At 47.2% G+C, this 19,252-nt stretch carries 15 protein-coding genes and 1 pseudogene; 7 read left to right on the top strand and 9 right to left on the bottom strand.

The genetic code is table 11. The features are described from left to right. Nucleotides 1-267 (bottom strand): annotated as a pseudogene (locus tag KDK18_RS09145) (cysteine--tRNA ligase); the annotation flags it as partial. A gap of 98 nt (nucleotides 268-365) precedes the next feature. Beyond that, nucleotides 366-2,060 carry a glutamine--tRNA ligase/YqeY domain fusion protein gene (locus KDK18_RS09140; RefSeq protein ID WP_257254596.1) on the bottom strand — a complete coding sequence of 565 codons (1,695 nt, stop codon included), beginning with the start codon at nucleotides 2,058-2,060 and terminating at the stop codon, nucleotides 366-368. 387 nt (nucleotides 2,061-2,447) lie between these two features. On the opposite strand from KDK18_RS09140, the gene KDK18_RS09135 reads away from it, so the two are divergent. Continuing rightward, nucleotides 2,448-2,939, top strand: coding sequence for a peptidylprolyl isomerase (locus KDK18_RS09135; protein ID WP_257254595.1), 492 nt, complete (start codon nucleotides 2,448-2,450; stop codon nucleotides 2,937-2,939). Between the two features lie 12 nt (nucleotides 2,940-2,951). Beyond that, nucleotides 2,952-3,701, top strand: a complete 750-nt coding sequence (locus tag KDK18_RS09130; RefSeq protein ID WP_257254594.1) for a UDP-2,3-diacylglucosamine diphosphatase — start codon at nucleotides 2,952-2,954, stop codon at nucleotides 3,699-3,701. Nucleotides 3,702-3,721: 20 nt separating this feature from the next. Here the strand turns inward: KDK18_RS09130 and KDK18_RS09125 are convergent, their stop codons facing one another. Next, nucleotides 3,722-4,348: a tRNA-(ms[2]io[6]A)-hydroxylase gene (locus tag KDK18_RS09125; RefSeq protein WP_257254593.1), complete on the bottom strand. Its 627-nt coding sequence runs from the start codon at nucleotides 4,346-4,348 to the stop codon at nucleotides 3,722-3,724. A 314-nt stretch (nucleotides 4,349-4,662) separates the two neighbouring features. On the opposite strand from KDK18_RS09125, the gene KDK18_RS09120 reads away from it, so the two are divergent. The 3 genes from KDK18_RS09120 (at nucleotide 4,663) to KDK18_RS09110 (ending at nucleotide 6,927) form a co-directional block, all read left to right on the top strand. Then, a complete protein-coding gene (locus KDK18_RS09120) occupies nucleotides 4,663-5,523 on the top strand; it encodes a universal stress protein (RefSeq protein WP_257254592.1) in 861 nt (286 codons plus the stop codon). Nucleotides 5,524-5,986: 463 nt separating this feature from the next. Beyond that, nucleotides 5,987-6,559 (top strand): hypothetical protein, encoded by a 573-nt coding sequence (locus KDK18_RS09115; protein WP_257254591.1) that lies wholly within the window; start codon nucleotides 5,987-5,989, stop codon nucleotides 6,557-6,559. Nucleotides 6,560-6,654: 95 nt separating this feature from the next. After that, a complete protein-coding gene (locus tag KDK18_RS09110) occupies nucleotides 6,655-6,927 on the top strand; it encodes an HU family DNA-binding protein (RefSeq protein WP_257254590.1) in 273 nt (90 codons plus the stop codon). 207 nt (nucleotides 6,928-7,134) lie between these two features. Here KDK18_RS09110 and KDK18_RS09105 read toward each other — a convergent pair whose 3' ends face one another. The 6 genes from KDK18_RS09105 to KDK18_RS09080 all read right to left on the bottom strand — a co-directional run bounded on the left by KDK18_RS09105 (nucleotide 7,135) and on the right by KDK18_RS09080 (nucleotide 14,286). After that, nucleotides 7,135-8,025: an omptin family outer membrane protease gene (locus KDK18_RS09105; protein ID WP_257254589.1), complete on the bottom strand. Its 891-nt coding sequence runs from the start codon at nucleotides 8,023-8,025 to the stop codon at nucleotides 7,135-7,137. Between the two features lie 49 nt (nucleotides 8,026-8,074). Further along, the gene (locus tag KDK18_RS09100) at nucleotides 8,075-8,404 is read right to left on the bottom strand and encodes a helix-turn-helix domain-containing protein (RefSeq protein ID WP_257254588.1); all 330 of its coding nucleotides are present in this window, start codon (nucleotides 8,402-8,404) and stop codon (nucleotides 8,075-8,077) included. A 111-nt stretch (nucleotides 8,405-8,515) separates the two neighbouring features. Next, a complete protein-coding gene (locus tag KDK18_RS09095; protein WP_257254587.1) occupies nucleotides 8,516-9,742 on the bottom strand; it encodes a glycosyltransferase family 9 protein in 1,227 nt (408 codons plus the stop codon). After that, nucleotides 9,739-10,989, bottom strand: coding sequence for a GtrA family protein (locus tag KDK18_RS09090; RefSeq protein ID WP_257254586.1), 1,251 nt, complete (start codon nucleotides 10,987-10,989; stop codon nucleotides 9,739-9,741). Before KDK18_RS09090 ends, KDK18_RS09095 begins: the two co-directional genes overlap by 4 nt. Nucleotides 10,990-11,236: 247 nt before the next feature. Continuing rightward, nucleotides 11,237-12,700: a glycosyltransferase family 39 protein gene (locus KDK18_RS09085; RefSeq protein ID WP_257254585.1), complete on the bottom strand. Its 1,464-nt coding sequence runs from the start codon at nucleotides 12,698-12,700 to the stop codon at nucleotides 11,237-11,239. A gap of 323 nt (nucleotides 12,701-13,023) precedes the next feature. After that, nucleotides 13,024-14,286, bottom strand: coding sequence for a NupC/NupG family nucleoside CNT transporter (locus KDK18_RS09080; protein ID WP_257254584.1), 1,263 nt, complete (start codon nucleotides 14,284-14,286; stop codon nucleotides 13,024-13,026). Nucleotides 14,287-14,963: 677 nt separating this feature from the next. Here KDK18_RS09080 and KDK18_RS09075 point away from each other — a divergent pair. Both KDK18_RS09075 and KDK18_RS09070 read left to right on the top strand, forming a co-directional pair. Beyond that, entirely contained in the window at nucleotides 14,964-17,360 is a 2,397-nt protein-coding gene (locus KDK18_RS09075; protein WP_257254583.1) for an ATP-dependent helicase, read from the top strand. 457 nt (nucleotides 17,361-17,817) lie between these two features. Beyond that, nucleotides 17,818-18,930 carry a hypothetical protein gene (locus tag KDK18_RS09070; RefSeq protein ID WP_257254582.1) on the top strand — a complete coding sequence of 371 codons (1,113 nt, stop codon included), beginning with the start codon at nucleotides 17,818-17,820 and terminating at the stop codon, nucleotides 18,928-18,930. Nucleotides 18,931-19,252 lie beyond the last annotated feature (322 nt).

The following is a 19,252-nucleotide window of genomic DNA, read 5'->3' as shown; positions in this document are numbered from 1 at the left end:
ATCCGTCAGTACATCAATGGTTTCACCATTTTCAATAGAGCGACGAATAATCTTATCGTCAATATCGGTGATATTGCGAATATAAGTCAGGTTGTAACCTTTGGCTCTCAGGTAACGAGAGACCACATCAAAAGCCGTAACCGTTCTGGCATGACCAATATGGCACAGGTCATAAACTGTCATACCACAGACGTACATCCGCACATGATTTTCATCCAGCGGTTTAAAGGCTTCTTTGGTGCGGGTCAGTGAGTTGTATATCTGCAACACGTTATTTGTCCTGTAGCCCGATGATTCAGGCTATATGCTCTCCTCGTTGCTCTCCTGATAATGGAGGCTGACAAGGAGAGCTTGATTCCACTAATTCAGACTTTGCTGGCCCAGGTATCCTTGAGACCAATCGTCATATTGAATACTGGCTTTTCAGCACAGTGCTCTCGTCGATCGGCGACAAAGTATCCTTCTCTCTCAAACTGAAAGCCCTGTTCCGGTTTGGCTTCCACCAGAGAGGGTTCTACCCAGCCTGTCACGACTTCCAGAGAAGACGGATTCACATGGGCCATAAAGTCTTCCTCACCCTTGTCAGGAGCAGGGTGATTAAACAGTCGATCGTACTTACGGATCTCTGCCTGCTTGCCGTGGGTCGCTGACACCCAGTGAATGACACCGCGAGGCTTAATGCCTTCAGGAGGATTTTCACCCACAGTACCGGGTACATAGCTGCAGTGAATCTCTGTGATTTCGCCCTGCTCGTCTTTGATCACTTCGTCTGACTTGATGACATAAGCACTGCGCAGACGGACATATTCACCAGACACCAGACGCTTGAACTTCTTGCGTGACAATGTGGTGTCTTCAGTAAAGTCAGCGCGATCAATATACAATTCGTGTGTAAACGGCAGGTGACGCTCACCCAATTCAGGCTTGTTTGGGTGTACCGCTGCTGTCATTTCCTGTAACTCACCTTCAGGCAGGTTGGTAATCAGGACTTTCAGTGGGTTCAGAACGGCCATAGCGCGAGCTGCATTGTTGTTCAGGTCGTCGCGAATCGCATGTTCCAGCATGGAAACATCAGCAATACCATCGGAACGACTGACGCCCACCATATCGGAGAACTTGCGAATAGAAGCCGGTGTGTAACCACGGCGACGCATACCGGACACAGTGGGCATACGGGGATCGTCCCAGCCTTCCACTATACCTTCGTCCACCAGCCGCTTCAGTTTACGTTTGCTGGTGACGGTGTAGTTCAGGTTAGTTCTGGCAAACTCGTACTGTTTCGGCCTTGAGGGTACCGGCAGGTTTTCAATAAACCAGTCATACAACGGACGATGGTCCTGAAATTCCAGGGTACAGATCGAGTGTGTCACTCCTTCAATGGCATCTTCCTGGCCATGGGCAAAGTCATAGCTTGGATAGATACACCATTTATCACCAGTCTGGTGGTGGGGAACTTTGCGGATGCGATAAAGGATCGGATCACGCATGTTCATGTTGGGGTTTTGCAGGTCAATCTTCGCCCTCAGGCTGCACTGACCTTCTTCGTACTCACCGGCACGCATCTTTTCAAACTCTGTCAGGTTCTCTTCCACAGAGCGCCTGCGGCATTCGGTTTCAACACCGGGGTTATTAAAGTCACCCCGATTTTTAGCCATGGACTCTGCATCCTGATGATCCACATAAGCAAGGCCTTCTTTGATCAGGTAGAGGGCCCACTCATAGAACTGATCAAAGTAGCTGGAAGCGTAGCGTACATCTCCGCTCCAACTGAAACCCAGCCAGCGAACATCTTCCTGAATGGCATCGACATACATCTGCTCCTCTTTCTCGGGATTCGTGTCATCAAACCTCAGGTTACATTGACCATTGAATTGCTCAGCCAGTCCAAAGTTCAGACAGATAGAAGTAGCATGACCTATATGCAAAAAGCCGTTGGGCTCTGGTGGGAATCGGGTCTGGACCGATTGAACTACACCAGCGGCCAGATCTTTTTCAATGATCTGTTCCAGGAAGTTACCCGATTTTGATGGTTTGTTGGATGAAGTGTCTGTTGTGCTCATTGCAACCAGCGTCTTGGAAGAGAAAGCCCTCTCAAACATAGAAGCCCGAAAAACATCAGATCCTTTTGGATCTGACCTGTTCATGCTCTGGAGGGAATGCATTATTTTAACGTAAAAAAACCTTTTGCCACCCAAAGTGATCATGGATTTCTCCATCACTCATGGCTGTTCAGTCAACAGCTGAGACTAACATTTTCCCGGCAAAGGGTACAGGTCAGACCGGCTTTTGGCTTGAGGTTTCCGGAATAGTGCCCACTGTATCACCCTACCTGATTCAGTCGCTCAACGCTGTTTATTCCACTCAGGACTTTTACACAAGCATCATAAAGACCTAGAATTGCAAGTTTTCCGATCGCGAACCATCAGAACAGAGATTACGGTAACCCTATGGTTATACTGCATACCAATTTTGGCGACATCAAACTGGAACTGGACGCCGAAAAAGCCCCCAAGACCGTGGCTAACTTTCTGGAATATGTAAAGAGCGGCCACTTTGACGGCACCATCTTTCACAGGGTCATTGATGGTTTTATGATCCAGGGCGGTGGTTTTGAACCGGGTATGGTTCAGAAAGACACTCAGGCAGCTATCGAAAACGAAGCGGATAATGGCCTGAAAAACGCCGTAGGTACCATTGCCATGGCCAGAACGATGGATCCTCATTCAGCCTCATCGCAATTCTTTATCAATGTCTCTGACAACCATTTCCTTAACCACACCTCCAAGACACCGGATGGTTGGGGCTACTGCGTATTTGGTCAGGTCACTGAAGGCATGGATATTGTGAACAAAATAAAGGCGACTAAAACCACCTTCCGTGCCGGTCATCAGGATGTTCCTGTTGATGACGTGGTGATTGAATCTGCGGTCGTGGAATAGGAAGCCCTGCGAATGAACATAAAGTTCATTTCTGATTTGCATTTGACACCCGAACGCCCGGACATTGTCCGGGCGTTCTCTTCTTTCATGCAGGAACAGGCCTCCCAATCTGACGCACTTTACATTCTGGGCGATTTCTTTGAGTACTGGGTAGGCGATGACGCTATGGAACCCTTTCATCATGACATAGCTCATCAGCTCAGAGCCTACACAGATTCTGGCAAACCATTGTTTCTGATGGCAGGCAATAGAGACTTTGCTATTGGCAAGGATTTCCTGAGAATGACCGGAGCCACCTGGCTCAATGATCCCTGCGTCATTGACCTGAATGGCGAGACGGTTCTTCTGATGCACGGGGACCTGCTCTGCACGGGTGACCAGCAATACCTTCGCTATCGGAAGGTGATCCGTAACCCCCTGGTTCTGGGCATCCTTCGCCTGACTCCGCGGAGTTACCGAAAAAAACTGGCTCAAAAATTACGCAGCAACAGTAAAAAAGCCAAATCCACGAAATCTCTGGCCATCATGGATGTCGCTCCAAAGGAAGTGGTTCGGCTAATGGAAAAGTATCAGGTCAAAACGCTGATCCATGGTCATACCCACCGTCCGAACACCCATGAAGTTGCGCTGACTTCAGGAACCGGCAAACGGATTGTTCTGGGCGATTGGGACCGACAGGGCTGGGTATTAACCTCTAATGAATCCGGGCTGAAGATGGACGCTTTCGAAATACAGTCAGATCCACATCAGATCGTCAGCTAATTGCTGACGAGTCAAATCCTTCAGGCGGTGACCGGGACACCACTGTGAAAACGGAACTCTTCATCTGCGGACTCAATGGCTTCCCGTTCTACCCCTGCAAAAAAAGCCACCCGTTCTTCTATGGATTCATCAGAAATACTTTCTGCCAGAGTCAGGTAATCTTTAAAATGGCGGCCTTCCGACTTAAGCAGTGACAGGTAAAACTTCTTTAGCTCATCATCAAGATAAGGGGCCAGCTTGTGGAATCGCTCACAGGAGCGGGCTTCGATGTAGGCACCAATAATCAGGGTATCCACCATTCGAGCAGGCTCCCAGGTTCTGACGTGCTTTCTAAGTGCGCCGGCATAACGGGAAGCAGACAGCGGTTTGTAGGGGATACCCCGTTTTTTGATAATGGCCAGAACCTGTTCAAAATGCCTCAGCTCCTCACGGGCCAGACGGGACATTTTGTTGAGCAAATCAAAATGCTCTGTGTAGCGGTACATCAGGTTCAACGCCGTGGAGGCCGCCTTTTTTTCACAATTAGCATGATCGGTTAACAGAATATCCTGATGTTTCAGGGCCTCTGCAATCCATTCATCCGGCGTTACACAGGGTAAAAAGGCATACAGCTCAGGAAAGCATACGGCCAGGCTCTGGTCACTCATTATTTCTATGTCTCTAAATTTCCGGGTCTCTAAAAAAAGGCTCCAAACAACCAAGTCTCACTAAACGGCCCCGGTTAAGTCTGGACGAAGGTTAAAATTTCGGCACTACCTTACCTTTAAAGCTGAATGCTGTCATGGGTTCCTTGCCACTGATGGCAAGGACTTTTTAGTATTTCATTAATATGTTAATGGTATTGGTGCAGATCATTTTCTCCCATTCGGCTATTCAGTACGATGCCATTAGTCTATAAAAACAATTAGAGCTGAGACCCCCTCAGGGTTATTGAAATCCTTAAGGTATAGAGGAGCAGGCCATGCAAGGAATACAACGAATACTGGTTATTGTTGATACTCGCAAAGCCCGTCATGTCGCACTCAATCGAGCCACCCAGCTGGCCAGGGCAGCCCACTGCAGCCTGCATATTCTGGCTCCGAACCCCAAACCTGACGCAACGTCTGCTGAGGTACTCACCGCCCTCACCAAACATGTCGAAACTGAAGGTATAGAGGTCGCCAGCCAGCAATTATGGAGAAATAACCTTCTCGACACCATTGTCCATGTCAGACAGTTGGAACGAAGTCATCTGGTGGTCAAGGATTTCCGGCAGGAAAGCTTTATGGAAAAACCTTTCTCAACGCCCACAGACTGGGCATTGCTAAGAAAAAGCAGAGTTCCTGTCCTGCTGGTTCGTCATGACCGCCCATGGGAAAATCAATCTATGCTTGCGGCCATTAAGGCCGATCCCGGAGACGCCGACCATCAGCAGCTGAATACGGCTATCATGGAAAACGCCAGGGCAGTCACAGACTATTTTGAGGCTGACCTGCATCTGGCTTCTGCCTACCCCACTATCATGCTGGCAATGTCTGACAAAGGAGATGGCCAGACCAACGAGGACCGTTACCTGAAGAACTGTCAGCATTTTGCCAAAGATTACGGTATTACTGAGGGTTCTATTCATCTGGTGCCTGCACCGGCCGAAACCATGATTCCGGATCTGACCCGTGAGCTGGCGACATCACTGTTGATCATGGGTACGAATGCCCGCTCAGGGCTCAGTGGACTTACTCTGGGCAATACCGCTGAAAAGTTGGCCAGCAATATCGACTGTGATCTGCTTGCCGTTCAATCCAGACACCACATGCTACCGCTGGAGCGTGAGCTGGAAGTCTGACCGAAACAGAACCCGTTCCTGAATGCTACTTTCTGTCATTCCATTCAGGTATACAGAAAGTAGCCATAACCCACCAAACCTCCCCAACACCTCATCATCACGACTCTTTACGGCAGCCTCAAGGGCACTCTGAAACACATCAGTTCCAACAGGATTCAGGACGAAAACGGCGAGAGCTTCTATATTGTTCGGGTCAGACCGGAAAAAAGCGATCTGGGCACTTCCAACAAACCGTTAACGATTATTCCGGAAATACAGAGCAATGTCGTTATTCCCACAGGGAAAAAGTCGGTTCTGGATTTATGCTAAAACCGATCATCAGAGTCCGTCATGCTGTTCTGAGGGTAGCCTCAGGTGTATGAGCCTGAGTGAGAATAGACAGTTTATGACCAAAACCGGAATCCATTGGTTTGGATTCCTGACTAAACGGTTTCCAGTTTTTTTTAATAACGCCGGATTGAATTTGCTGAGGAAACTGATGACCAACGAAGATTCAATATCAACCCCCAGCGACACTCTCCTGACAACACATGGGGTTGAAAACTCTGACACCAGTAACCAGCCTGTTTTCTCTATCAGACTGAATCGTAAGCTTTCAGCAGAAAAGGTACTGAGTGACGATCAGTTACCGGACGGCAGAGCCGTTAAATGTAATCCGGCCTTTCAGCCCCTCACTGAAGAGTCCTCTCTAACTGAAGAGCAGGTATACTTTCATGCAGTTGAGGAAGGCAAAATTGCCAGTTATGCCCCCCGGCATAACACCATTGATCTCAACCAGTTATTGAGCGGAAAACATACATTGCCTGCCGGTTTACAGAGACTGGCTACCCTGCTCTGTACCAGGAAACAAGCAGTCAATGAGGATCTGATTGATCAGGTATTGTTCCGTCTTAATCATGATGCCAGTGACAGCCATTGCGATTGCGAGTCCAGCGATGGGCAGGCTTACGCCATCAACCTTCTGGATCCAGCGCATCAACGACTTTTGATTGTGAACTATGAGGGTCAGCAATATGAACTCTATCCTTCTTCCTGAGTACGCCTGATACCAGGAATGCCCGTCGCCCATCCTGAGTTTCCTCCGGTTGGGTATTCTTTCTCACCCACAGGTAACCATTGTCGAGACGCGCTATGAACAAGAAAGAACTTGTTGAAAAGGTCGCGGAACAATCCAACCTTTCAAAGAACAAGGCAGAGCAGGCCGTCAATGCCTTCATTCAAAATACCCAGGATACCCTGGCAAAGGGAGATATCGTGCAACTGATAGGATTTGGAACTTTTTCAGTGGTGGATCGAGCGGCACGCAAGGGAAGGAACCCGCAAACGGGCCAGGAAATTCATATACCCGCCTGCAAACTGCCTCAATTCAAACCCGGCAACAAACTGCGTGAAGTGGTGAAATAGGCAGACGACTCAAAGCTGTCTGCCGGATCATCACCCAAACCGCCATGATCAAAAAACACTGAAGACCGGTCAGGACAAAGCCAACAAGGCTTTTGTCCTGACCGGTCTTCAGTGAGTCTTTCATTGCAGTAAAAGTAATTGTTTGATTCACAGTCGTTAGAAAGACGCTTTTCAGCACTTATATCAAGCAATAATGTATTAAATTGATCAGAAACTGTATTTAAGCCCAATGGATATTACTGAACTTTCGCTGGCTGCTCCTCCTGCATCCTCAACATAGTATGTATCCAAACCATCATTGATCGTCACATTCATGTTTTTCTCAGAAAATTTTGTGTAAGCATATTCACCATAAATCTTCATTACCGGATTTAAATGATAGGCATAATTAAGTGATAAAAAAGTGTAAGTTGAATTGCCATCACCTTCGCTTTTAAAAGTAGTGTTTCTAAGATGGTGCGTGTCGAAGTCATCCGCTTTAACCAGGGGACTCCATTTTACTTGAGCACCAAACTCAGATTTTCCGCGTCTGTAGTTTCCGCCCAATCCCAGATACAATGTTGAAAATTTTTGCTCGTATGAAATGATAAGAGTGTCATCAGGAAAAGTGCCGACATATTGACCGAAACCGTAATTGTATGAGCCTCCTCGTGCCTCATACTGTGTTTTTTGACTTAACAGGCCGCCAGTAACACCCACTTTATAGTGACTTTGCGAAAGCAACCAATAAGAAGCACTCAGATCTATTGTGAAGGCTTTGGTTGTTTTTGTATCAGGGTGTTTTGATATGTGAGATGGTTCCGATATTCCTGATTCCCAGTCCCAGTCTCTATCTGTCATATGGCCATCGCCATCAGTTAAGGTCATCCAGTAGTTTGCAGTAAATGTCCAGCTTGCGTTTAAATCCCAAATTGCACCTAGCTTAATAACAGGCGCATTGTCAGTTTTCCAATCGAGTTGACTGACTTTCTCAGCGCCGAAATACACTAATTCGGTTGCCTCTCCATTTAAGACGCCCAACGAGCCTTCTAATGTTACTTTGGCATGTGCGCCGGTATCTGCAACGGCAAAAATCGGCAATAAAATTAGCTTTTTCATCACTCACCTCTAATAATTGAGGTGCCAGCATACGTGCCTATGATGCCGATCATCCCATGGCTCTCATAACATTGAGAATGGCTCGCTTTTTCTTCAGGTTCATTCTGTTCAGGTTACGTATGATTTCATCATCGACTTGGGTGTCGCAAATGGTATCGGCGGGTGAAGTCAGGTATTGGTTCCCCCTGCCCGTCGCCAACCATTCAAACGACACTTCCAGTAGTTCGGCCATTTTTCGGAGGTTTTCAAGACTGGGGCTGCTCATTTCAGTTTCCCACTGAGCCAGAGCACTCCGGGAGACACCGATCATATCAGCCAAAACTTGTTGAGAATAACGCTTTTCCTTGCGTGAACGAAGGATCCTTGTTGTCAGGTTCATCCTTGAACTCTCGTTGATAATCGAAAAAATACTTTATTAAAATTCAGTGTAACACATGCTCTGGTAATGACCGGTTGTAATTAGGAAACCCTTTCTTCACAACCCTGACCTCTAATCTGCTTTTACGATCAGACCGGTATCCAGGGCTGGCCTCAATGCATCCAATACCTGCCCGGACTCAATCACTTTCAGGCACTGGTTATCTACGCAGCTGGTCTTCCTGTGATTCCCGGCACTGACACAGGGCGAACAGGGCAATCCGGCATAGATGGGCGTTGAATTCCCGAGGGCACCATAAAGTGCAGGCGTTTCTGGCCCAAATATCACAAAAGTTTTCAGTTCTGTGACGGATGCAAAATGGGGAGGGCCTGAATCATTGGACAACATCAGTTCAGAGATCGAGTAAAGGGGGACCAGTTCCCTGAACTCAAAAGCTCCGGCAGTGTTGAGACAGCGCTCATGATTAACCTGCTGTCTGAGCATTTCAGCTTCCGGACGCTCTGCCGGAGCACCGGTAATCACCACCAGAATGTCGGAGTATTCAGCCAGCAAGCTCTGAATAACATCCACATAACGATCTTTCATCCATCGTCTTTGGGGGAGCAGGTCACTGGCATTCGGGTTCACCAATACCAGACGCTGGATACCGGGCTTAAAGTCACTGTAAAGAGATTTCAGCTTAGTGACGACCGATGACCTCAGGTCACTGTTCACTTCCGCTCTGGCCAGTTCAATAGTCTCGTCAAATCCATCTTTTTGATAAGGCTGATGCGGTGCATTTTGAGAAGCCTTTACCAGAGTCATAAAGTTTCTGGAAATATGACGGTGAGGGTTGTACATCACCGGATGAGTTAAGTGATTACCCCGGTAAAGCCCCTCTTCGTGAACCCGATCAAAACCTGTCCGGTTGCCGGCACCGCTGAGACGGGTAAGGATGGCTGTAAAACGGGAGAACAACTCCAGATCAATAACCGTATCAATCTTCTTTTTTCGACACCAGATCAGGAATTTAAGGCTACTGAGTGCCAGACTGAAAAGGTTATCTGGTTTAATCAGGCAAATATTGTCCCGGTCAACGGTATTTAATAAATGCAGGCTGACTGCATTTTTCTCAAAAATGACAAAATGTAAGGTTTTGCCCTGCCCTTTCAACCAGCGCATGGAGGGGTCAGCCAGAATGGCACTGCCCATTTCAGACAATTCAATAAACAGTACATTGCTGGAAACTGTTTCTTGCCCCTTGCGAATCCAGTCAAAAGGCCAGAAAGCCAGTTTCAAAAGCAAGCAGAGCGGGACACCTACATAGTGATCAACCCATCGCATAGTATCTACTTTCACAAGTTGGCTCCCTTAGCTACATTGGACTTTCGTCCTGCAAATACAAATACCGTTGCTATGGTGAAATTAAATAGCATGCCTGCCAAAACACCAGACACGAGCGCCAACTGTTTGTATTCCAAAAAGAAAGGCACAAAGCTCGTTAATAAATAATAGGTACCCCAGTTGGGAATAAAACTGACCACACACATAGCCAGATACTTACTCCATTGCTTCAGTTTTTTCTCCTTGGGGACATGGGAATAGGTAAAGTTACGATTCCAAAACCAGTTCCAACTGGCAGCGACCCAATAGGAACCTCCTCTGGCCATCAGGTGAGGAACTCCCAGCCACTGGCCTAACAGGGTGTAAACACTCATATCCACCAGGAATCCACTGGCTCCTACCATACCGAACTTGGTCAGTCTCTGCCCCAACAGAAACAGTTTATTGAATAGGGTTCCGGATTGCTTCATGCGAACTGCCAGCTCGTCCTGATAAAGAGAGCGCAAACAGTGAACGGACAAGACAAGAGCCAGCAGCGCAAGTACAAACTGTAAATACATAATCACTTTGTAGGAGCGAAAACCATTGTCGTATAGCGGCAGTACGACCACACACAACAGACCCAACAGGATAAAGACTACACGACTCTTAAAGCCCGATTTCAGTTTACTGGCCAGAAAATCCCCTATTACTGCAGCCAGAATACCCACCCAGGCACCCAGAAAAATATCAAACGGCCAATGCGCCCCTACAACAACGCGTGATAATGCAGAAAAGGCTGCAACCAAAAGAATCAGATATTGAATGCGTGATTTTAAATAAAGAAACGCAAGCCCAACTAAAAGAAAAACCGTACCGCTATGCCCTGAAGGCATAGTATCTGTTTTTAGTACAGGCCCCAGGACATTCACGGCTTCAAGCCCCAGCTCGCCGACAGGACGTAAAGAGGAAAGAAGAGCCTTACCACCACTCAGCAAGAGATCACCCACTAGCATGGTGAAAATAATAGCCAGCTGTTTATCGGGCATTTTGTAGAACAACAACATGGCCAGGGGAAAGAGGAAAAAGCCATCTCCAAGGTTGGTTAATAACACCCAGAAAATAGCAGTGGGTGATTCAGAACCCCATTCATTAATATGATAAAAAACTGAATGATTAAGCGGAGTCACTGAGAACACAGCCACAAAGGGCAGCAGAAAGCAACTGGCTTTATATATTGTTGAGCGAGACCGGCCAGAACCTACTCCGAGCAAATCGGACATTCCTTATATAACCTCAATACCCTATGAAAACAGCTCTCAGTAATAAAAATGATGATTCACCCTGAATAGATGAAAAATGTTTAACAGTAAAAACCAAGTTACTACAGACAGTAGAATATGCAAAGACCGTATAAAAAACAGATATGAACCCAATGTGAAACTAAAGGAGTATGGACGGATGCAAAGATAGAAAGTTTCAAAAAAAACCATCAATAAACCATCGATAGGATTTCCTGTAAAAAACTACTCAATGAGCCGGTTTACACTGGTAAAACTGGAATCGATTAACCGTAACAGTATCAACTCCGGACTCTGTTTCATCGACCAGACTGCACGAAAAGTTCTGTATTTCAAGATGATCATTCCCAGGAACTGATTGCTTGTCCCGCACCAGCAGACCATAACTATCGGCTTCTGGTTTACCATGCCAGAAATCAAACTGGGTTAAACGGTCGGCCAACACTTGAACGGGCTCTGGATAGGCGTACCAGGCTATACGACTGGCCTTAGTCCAATTATCCACCATCAGAACCGGTTCCACCCCCTCTTCTTCCTGCCACTTCTGCCTCAATAGCTGTGCCTGTTCAGCTGCCGCTTTCCAGCCCACCAGATCCTTAATGGCTGATGCCATGAAAGGGAAAGTAGAAAGAGGCATAAATGCCAGAAAGAAGAACACGAAGACAATCAGTCCAATTGACAGGAAGGAGGAAAAAACAGCCAGACTCTTCAACCACCAATGGGACCAGCCAAGGCAGATCCAGTAGGCCGACAAAGGCGCCAGTAGTGTCCAGCCAAGGGCTGGCCAGTTAGGCAACACAGTACCATCACCGGCAGACCAGCCAATAACAACCAGTACCGGAAAAGCACTCCAGACAATCAGCCAGCAGGATGCCCTGTCCTCCTCCGGGATTCGTTTCCTGATCAGTGAAAAAGCAGCGGCTATGGCGGCCACATAAGCCAGAATGGAATAAAGAAACATTTGTGCTAACTGCATGACCAGTGCATCTTTCAAAGACCACTCCTCAACTCCGACACCACGATCAAACTGATAAGCCAGAGAAGCCCAATCGTTGTCAGCATTCCAGACTAATACGGGAGAGATCAATATCAGTGCTATCAGGGCGGCCAACCATGGACCGGCCTGTCGAAGCCAACTCAGTCCCTGATACTGAATCATGAACAGGGTCATGCCCAGGGGCAGGAATATCGCAGTGTATTTACTCAACCCTGCCAGCCCGTAAACGATGCCCAGACCCAGCCAATACAGCAAACGATTTTGATTATGGATACGGTAAATCAGTTCCAGAGACAAAAGACCAAAGACCATCAGAGGCAGATCGGGCACCAGCCCCCACCCCATCAGTTGCAGCATAGGTGCCGTATTGATCAGAAAGACGGCAACCAGCCCCACCCAGGCTGGGCCATCAGGAAAGAGAATCCCGCTGAGTCTAAACACCAGATAACTGCTCAACGCATAAAGAATCGCAGGGACAAGCCTTACTGTAAATTCATCGTAACCCAGAGGGGCTATCAAGGTCTGTAACCAACCCACCATAGGCGGGTGATCAAAATAACTGAGGGCCGGATACAGGGCATAAAGTGCATAGTGAGCTTCATCGACACCCAGCGACACTCCGGGTGCCATGGCTAAATGAATCAGGAGCACCACAATAATGATACCCCAGGAGGCAACTCGCCCTCGTTCCTGCATGAAACCCCCGGTTAAAAGGATTGGATAAAGCCTTCAACCATCATTCCACTACCATTTAGCATTCTTTATCAGGCAGATGGTGGGCAAACTCTTTGAATCTGTTTACAGCTTTCTCCAAACTGAAACAGAACAAACCGGCCTATTACTCTACGACAAGTGCTGTCTAAAAAAAAGTCAATTAATGAATGATGATCATTTCATTTTGATCCAGTCCTGCAGGTTAAAGACCAAGGATCTGTATAAGGGGAATATGGAAAAAATAGCGAAATCAGACAGGAAGCATTGGACGAGCCGGTCATTTCCGACCCATCCGGCAACGCGCTTTAAACGGCCAGCGTCAGAAACAGACCCGCAATAGTAGCACTCATGAGGTTTGAAAGTGTACCAGCTACAACCGCTTTCAAACCAAAACGAGCGATGTCATGACGACGGTTAGGTGCCATGGAGCCCAGACCACCCAGCAAAATAGCAATGGATGAAATGTTAGCGAAACCACACAAAGCAAAGGTCAGAATCGCCTGGGAACGATCAGACAACAAGGCAACACCGGCTTTCGCTGCTGCTTCAGCATCGACATAGTTTGCCAAACTACTGAAAGCAACAAACTCGTTAACGATCATTTTTTGACCCAGGAAGCTGCCCGCAGTCAGAGCTTCAGACCAAGGTACACCGATCAGGTAAGCCAGAGGAGAGAATGCATAACCCAGGATCAGCTCGATAGTCAGGTCCGGATAACCGAACCAACCACCAGCCCAGCCCAGCAAACCGTTGAGCATGGCAATCAGGGAGATGAAAGCCAGTAACATAGCACCGATCATGGCAGCCAGTTTGAGCCCACTGGCAGCACCCGAAGCAGCCGCATCGAAAATGTTAGCTGGCTTATCTTCAGCGTTCTGCTGCTCAATGTCGTCTATATCATCATAAGGTCTCTCGGTTTCAGGCTTGATAATTTTTGCCATCAACAGGCCACCCGGAGCTGCCATAAAACTGGCAGCAATCAGGTACTTAAGCTCAACCCCCATACTGGCATAGCCCACCATGACCGCACCGGCAACGGAAGCCAAACCACCCACCATAACGGCAAAGAGTTCGGACTGAGTCATGCGGCTGATGAAAGGACGAACCAGCAGAGGTGCTTCAGTCTGGCCAACAAAAACGTTAGCAGCAGCAGACAGTGATTCTGTGCGACTGGTGCCGAGTAATTTGCGCAGAGCACCGCCAAGTAGTTTGATGACAAGCTGCATGATACCAAGGTGATAGAGCACCGCTACCAGAGCCGCAAAAAAGATAATGACTGAGAGAACATGGACAAAGAATATAAAGCCCAGTTTGAAGCTGGCCAGTTCGCCAAAGAGAAAACCAATACCATTATTAGCATATCCCATAACAGCATTTACGCCGTTGGTAATAGCTTCCAGAATGTATTGTCCGGCGGGGATATACAGAACAAATGCGCCGATACCTGCCTGAATGGCAAAGGCACCACCCACCGTTCGCAATTTTATTGCTTTACGATTGTCCGAAAGCAGTATTGCAATACCCAGCAGGACTGCGATTCCTACCAGGCTTATAAGCATGTGTTGCATGGGGATGATCACCTTTAAACAGAGTCTCGGGGCATTATACTTATATATTTATTGGCTTTAGTAGAAAGTAATTACCGAATAAAAACATAATAATGACAAACCCTATCTAAAATTCGCCTCAGGTATCAGCAAGGATGATAAGCGTTTCTTTGACCTTCCCGCACTTATCAAAATAACGACTACTCTTGCTAAAGGTCAGCCCGCCCTCGACCCAAGCAACCTAAAAAATTGCTACAAAAGTACTCTCTGACTAAAATCTTTGGCTGATGGTTATTCGTTGGTGTAATTAAAGATAACTTCATTCGAGGCGGTGCACCCAATCATGATCTCTCCGCCTTTTCAGGTAACTGCACAGGACCGGGTTGCGTTGCACCCACCCATTTCAGGCCTGGCTTCTTTTACAACTGCGATCCAAACCCGGGCTCGTGTGCCGTCAGTCACGACTACAGACAAGACAACGGACAAATTGTCAACATTAATTTAACGGTCCCATCTGGCTCGGAGGAAATACTACCGTTTGTCGCAAATGGTGGCAGGGCGGAAGCGCCTTTCCATTTTCAAATACCCACTGTTCGTCTGTTCTGTTCGATAAAATTCGTATGAGTCTACGCCCCCGGGACCATTCTTTGGTACTATGATTGCCTCGTCTGATAGATTAACACTGGCGCATTGATTGTATGGAACTGACCGGCTCTCAACAGAGGGTAACTGAGCATGTAAATGGACATGCCCTTTGTATAGCAGTAGCCGGTTCAGGTAAGACCACTACCCTGGCCTTTCTCATTAATGAGTTACTGAACCAGGGTGTTTCCCCTCGACGCATCGTGGTTATGATGTTCAACAAGTCAGCCCAGCTGGACTTTACCGACAAGCTCCGCAGACGATGCCGACAGTGGCCGGTTCTTCCAAAAGTCCGAACCTATCACTCAACGGGCCTGAGACTTTTGAAGTCGCTCGAAGAGTGGGGGTTGAGATCGTCCTACAATCATCGCCCCCTGACAGAGAAAGAGATTGAGCTGAAAGTCCGTGAGCTTTTGCTGGCATTAGCACCTGACGTGCTTCAGGACAGGATCAAAGCAGACAGCGCCCGATACATTGAAGTGGCTGCCGGTTTTATCGATAACGTTAAGGCCAGTTTGGACAAGCCTTCCACAGTCCTGATGCGGGCAGACTATCCCGATCATTTTCAATTTCTGGTGGAACTTTTTGAAACCTTTGAGCAATGGCGCCACCAGCATCGCAGAATAACCTTTATGGATATGCTGTACGACACAGTATGTTTGATAGAAGCCAACCCGGAAATCATCCCCCGCATCACCAACAAAATAGATCGAATTATAGTGGATGAATACCAGGACACTTCAACCTTGCAACACAGGTTGACACGCATCATCGCTGGAGACAGAGCCAAAGTGATTGCCGTAGGCGACCCCGATCAAACCATCTATGAATTTGCCGGGGCCAATATTCAGAATATTCTCCGGCACTTCGAAGCGGATTATGCCCGCACCGATGCCGTTCACGAGTTGACTCTGCCTCATACCTTTCGCTATGGCCACGAGATCGCCATGGCAGCCAGCCACCTGATCAGTCGTAACAAAAACAGAAAAGGTGTGATCTGTATTGCTCACCCGGACAACCCGGATTCAAGCATCTCAATCTCACAGGGAGCTGGCGAAGATACAGAGCGGGTATTGGCAACCATTCAACAGCATATTTCCGGCTCCGGGTCGCAGATAGCTGTGCTTTTAAGAGTCTGGGCACAATCGGTGCCATTGGAACTGAGGTTGTTGGCAAGCGGTCTACCCTACCAATGTGAAGGCCCTTACCTGTTTGACCGTCCTGAAATATCAGCCTTGATCGCTGCCCTGAGAATAGCCTCTGGTGATTTGCAGCACTTAAACTCTGCCGCTCGATATGAGGTATTGTCTTTGCTGTTTACCCTACCTCATTTGGGCATAAAAGCGGCTCTGGTAAAGCAACTTTCCGCCAACCTTCAAGAGCACAATCAACTTTGGGGGAAAGAATTGGGCCTTTCAGCCAGCAAAATCGCTGGCATCAATAATTATCAACGCCAGAAACTGTACGACAGGGCTGAGATATTGCTATCACTGGAAAAAACATCGAATCAGGAATCTGCCACTGCGGTACTGCAACGCTACATTCAACGCACGGAGCTCAGGGAAAGTCTGCAATCCATGAGCCTCAACGATCAGAGAACGGAAGAGCAATTGCTGGCTATCGATGGTTTTCTCAGTTACCTGAGAAAAATGAACCTCACCGTCAGTGACAGCTGTTTGCACCTGGACGAATTGAGATCCAGACAGAATCAACAAACCAGACACTCCGGGCAGCATGCCTATGACCAATCAGAACAGATCGTGATCAGTTCCTGCCATCGGGCCAAGGGACTGGAATGGCCCATCGTTCTGATTCCGGGACTGACCCAAAAATACTGGCCGTTCAAAAGAGAGGATGAACTGACTCCGGGCAGCAGTGAAGATCTGGAAGCTGAAAGGAGACTACTTTACGTCGCCATGACCCGGGCCAGAGAAAAACTCTATCTTTTTACCGGCAACGGATCCCTGAACACCAGAGCCAACAGCTGGATGAATAACGACTCACAGCAGATCAGCCTGTTTCTAAAAGAAATGCAGATCCCCCACGTCAAATCCGTTTGCCAGTCACTCAATCAGACTTCTGAAGATGAACTGGTCAATCAACTCAAAAAAACTGGTCTGACCAGAGCGGCACGTCAATACTTTCAGGCAATAAAGCCGAATCTGGCAAAACGGCTTGAAACAATTCCTTCACTGGCAGAAAAGCATCGCTCCAAGTCTGCCTCTTCAGTACGCAGTCCGGCCTATCTATCAGCACGACAGAACATCTTTCGCAGGGAAGTGCCAGAAAACGCACCTTGGCAGGTGAACCGGAGACTCAGACACAGTATTTTCGGAGAGGGTAAAGTCATTGAAGTCAATGACACCAACTTTGTCATCCTGTTTGACAGGCAGCATAGTGTAAAAAGATTTGCCCGCAATGAGCAGGTTTTACATCTGTTTGAATTACTTTGAACGCTCCGCCAACCAACTGATAGAAACCGTAAAGCCGCTTCTGGCTTTCTCTTCAATACTTATCATCCAGGTAATTTTGTGTGTTCTGCCAATGAATGGCGAAAATACCATCCCTGAACTATACATTATCCCGGAAAATAAAAAGGCCGAAGGACTGTGAATGAATAGCAGGTTCCTGATCATACTTATCAGGTTTTACCAACTGGAAAGGTTAGCCAAGGTAGGCCGCTTATAAAGTATTTATCACTCATCAATCTCATACTGGATGCAATCAAAAAAAGAGGCTGCTTCAGGCAGATTAGGTTTGGCTGTTCATTTGCTTCTGGCAAATCAATTACCCTGATTAAGGACACGAATAATGAAAATATCCGGTAAACCGATAACGATACTCTCATGCTTAATATTTATATGTTCAGTTGCCCATTCAGACATATCGAAAGAACAACAACTTAACTTATTGAGCCACTACAATAATGCATCGTTAGTTGAAGACGGTCTGAAACTGGTAGGCATTAGTTCCAGGCTGGCAGTTTCTACCGTGATCAGTTATGGATTCTGGTACGGCATCTGCAAATCAAACGAGCCGCTATCTATCCTTACGGGTCGGTTTGACCTATCCGATATAGAAAGAAATAATTTACAAGAGGTCAAATCTTCTTTTTGTAATCAACTCGCATCCATTATTACCTCTACTGAGGTTGCTTTGGCCGGACATGTACGACCCTGGCCTTTTGCTCAGCCGCTTCGATTTGTTGGAACAGGATTCATTGCCTACAGAGCGCACAATAACGACAATCCTTATTTTACACCCATAATAACAATGGCTTACTTTACGCACGAGATAGTGGCCAGGACGATAGCCGGAGCCTCTGTCATACAGGCTCTGAGGAATGATGACAGACCTGAAATCCATCCTGAAGATTACGCTCACAGTGAATATACTATGTTGAAATCAATCGCTGGCATGATGGTCGGGACAATAGTTCATAACGAGTTTATTGCCAAGGGCTCTTCTCGAGTAGAAGCCATCTTTGCTTACGTGATATCTGCTTCAGTAACACAGGCTTTAACTTCATTATTCTCTTTACCACCCTCTAATTCAGGCGATAGTCATGCCTTCGAGCCAGAAAGAACAGCAGCAAACTTAGCCGGAGCCGGAGTCATAGCCGGATCAATAGCCGGAGCCACAGCCGGAGCCATAGCCGCTGGAACCGCCTTTGACCGACTCTTGTTCATAGCCGCAGTTAGCACTCTGTCTTTATCGCTACCCAAATTTGAATCTTCATCCCAACTTAAAGACAAAATCAATGCTGGAGCTATGTCCGGGCTCATAGTCGGCGCCGGAGTCATGAAACTTCTGACAATACAAAACTCAAACCTGGACTCAAATCATTTATTAAGAAACGTTGCTATTACTCTGGCTCCTGCATTGGCTCTCGCTCTGATCAATGGCGTTTCAAACTATGACATCTATGGTTTCTCACTTGAAGAAAGTTTCACCGAAACAGCCCGTAACCAATGGAAGAAGTTTTATGCTCCTTTGGATTATTTGCGCACCTTGTTTAATTGACAGATAGTTGTTTTGAAAGCTTGGCGAAACGGTTGGATGACATTCAATCTGGACTGACTTTTCTCTTCGCCCGGGCCTCTTGCCCGGGCGATTTAACAAAAGCCCCCTTCCGACTTTTATGACCGTCTACGTCCAAAAACACCTTTGATCGTTCCAGACAAAAATTGCTCCTGACTCATATAGCACGACAGTTAACGCCTGCCAATGAATGGCGAAAATACCGTAGCTGAACTATATAGTTTCTTGCCAGCAGTGTGGGTCAAATGACTAGCAGCCTGTCGGACTTAAGGCTGTCCTACTACGGTTGCAATAAATTGGTCTA

It is taken from the genome of Endozoicomonas sp. SESOKO3 (genome assembly GCF_024606255.1).
Note: the sequence above shows the minus strand (reverse complement) of the source record. Positions and strands in the feature narration are given on the sequence as shown.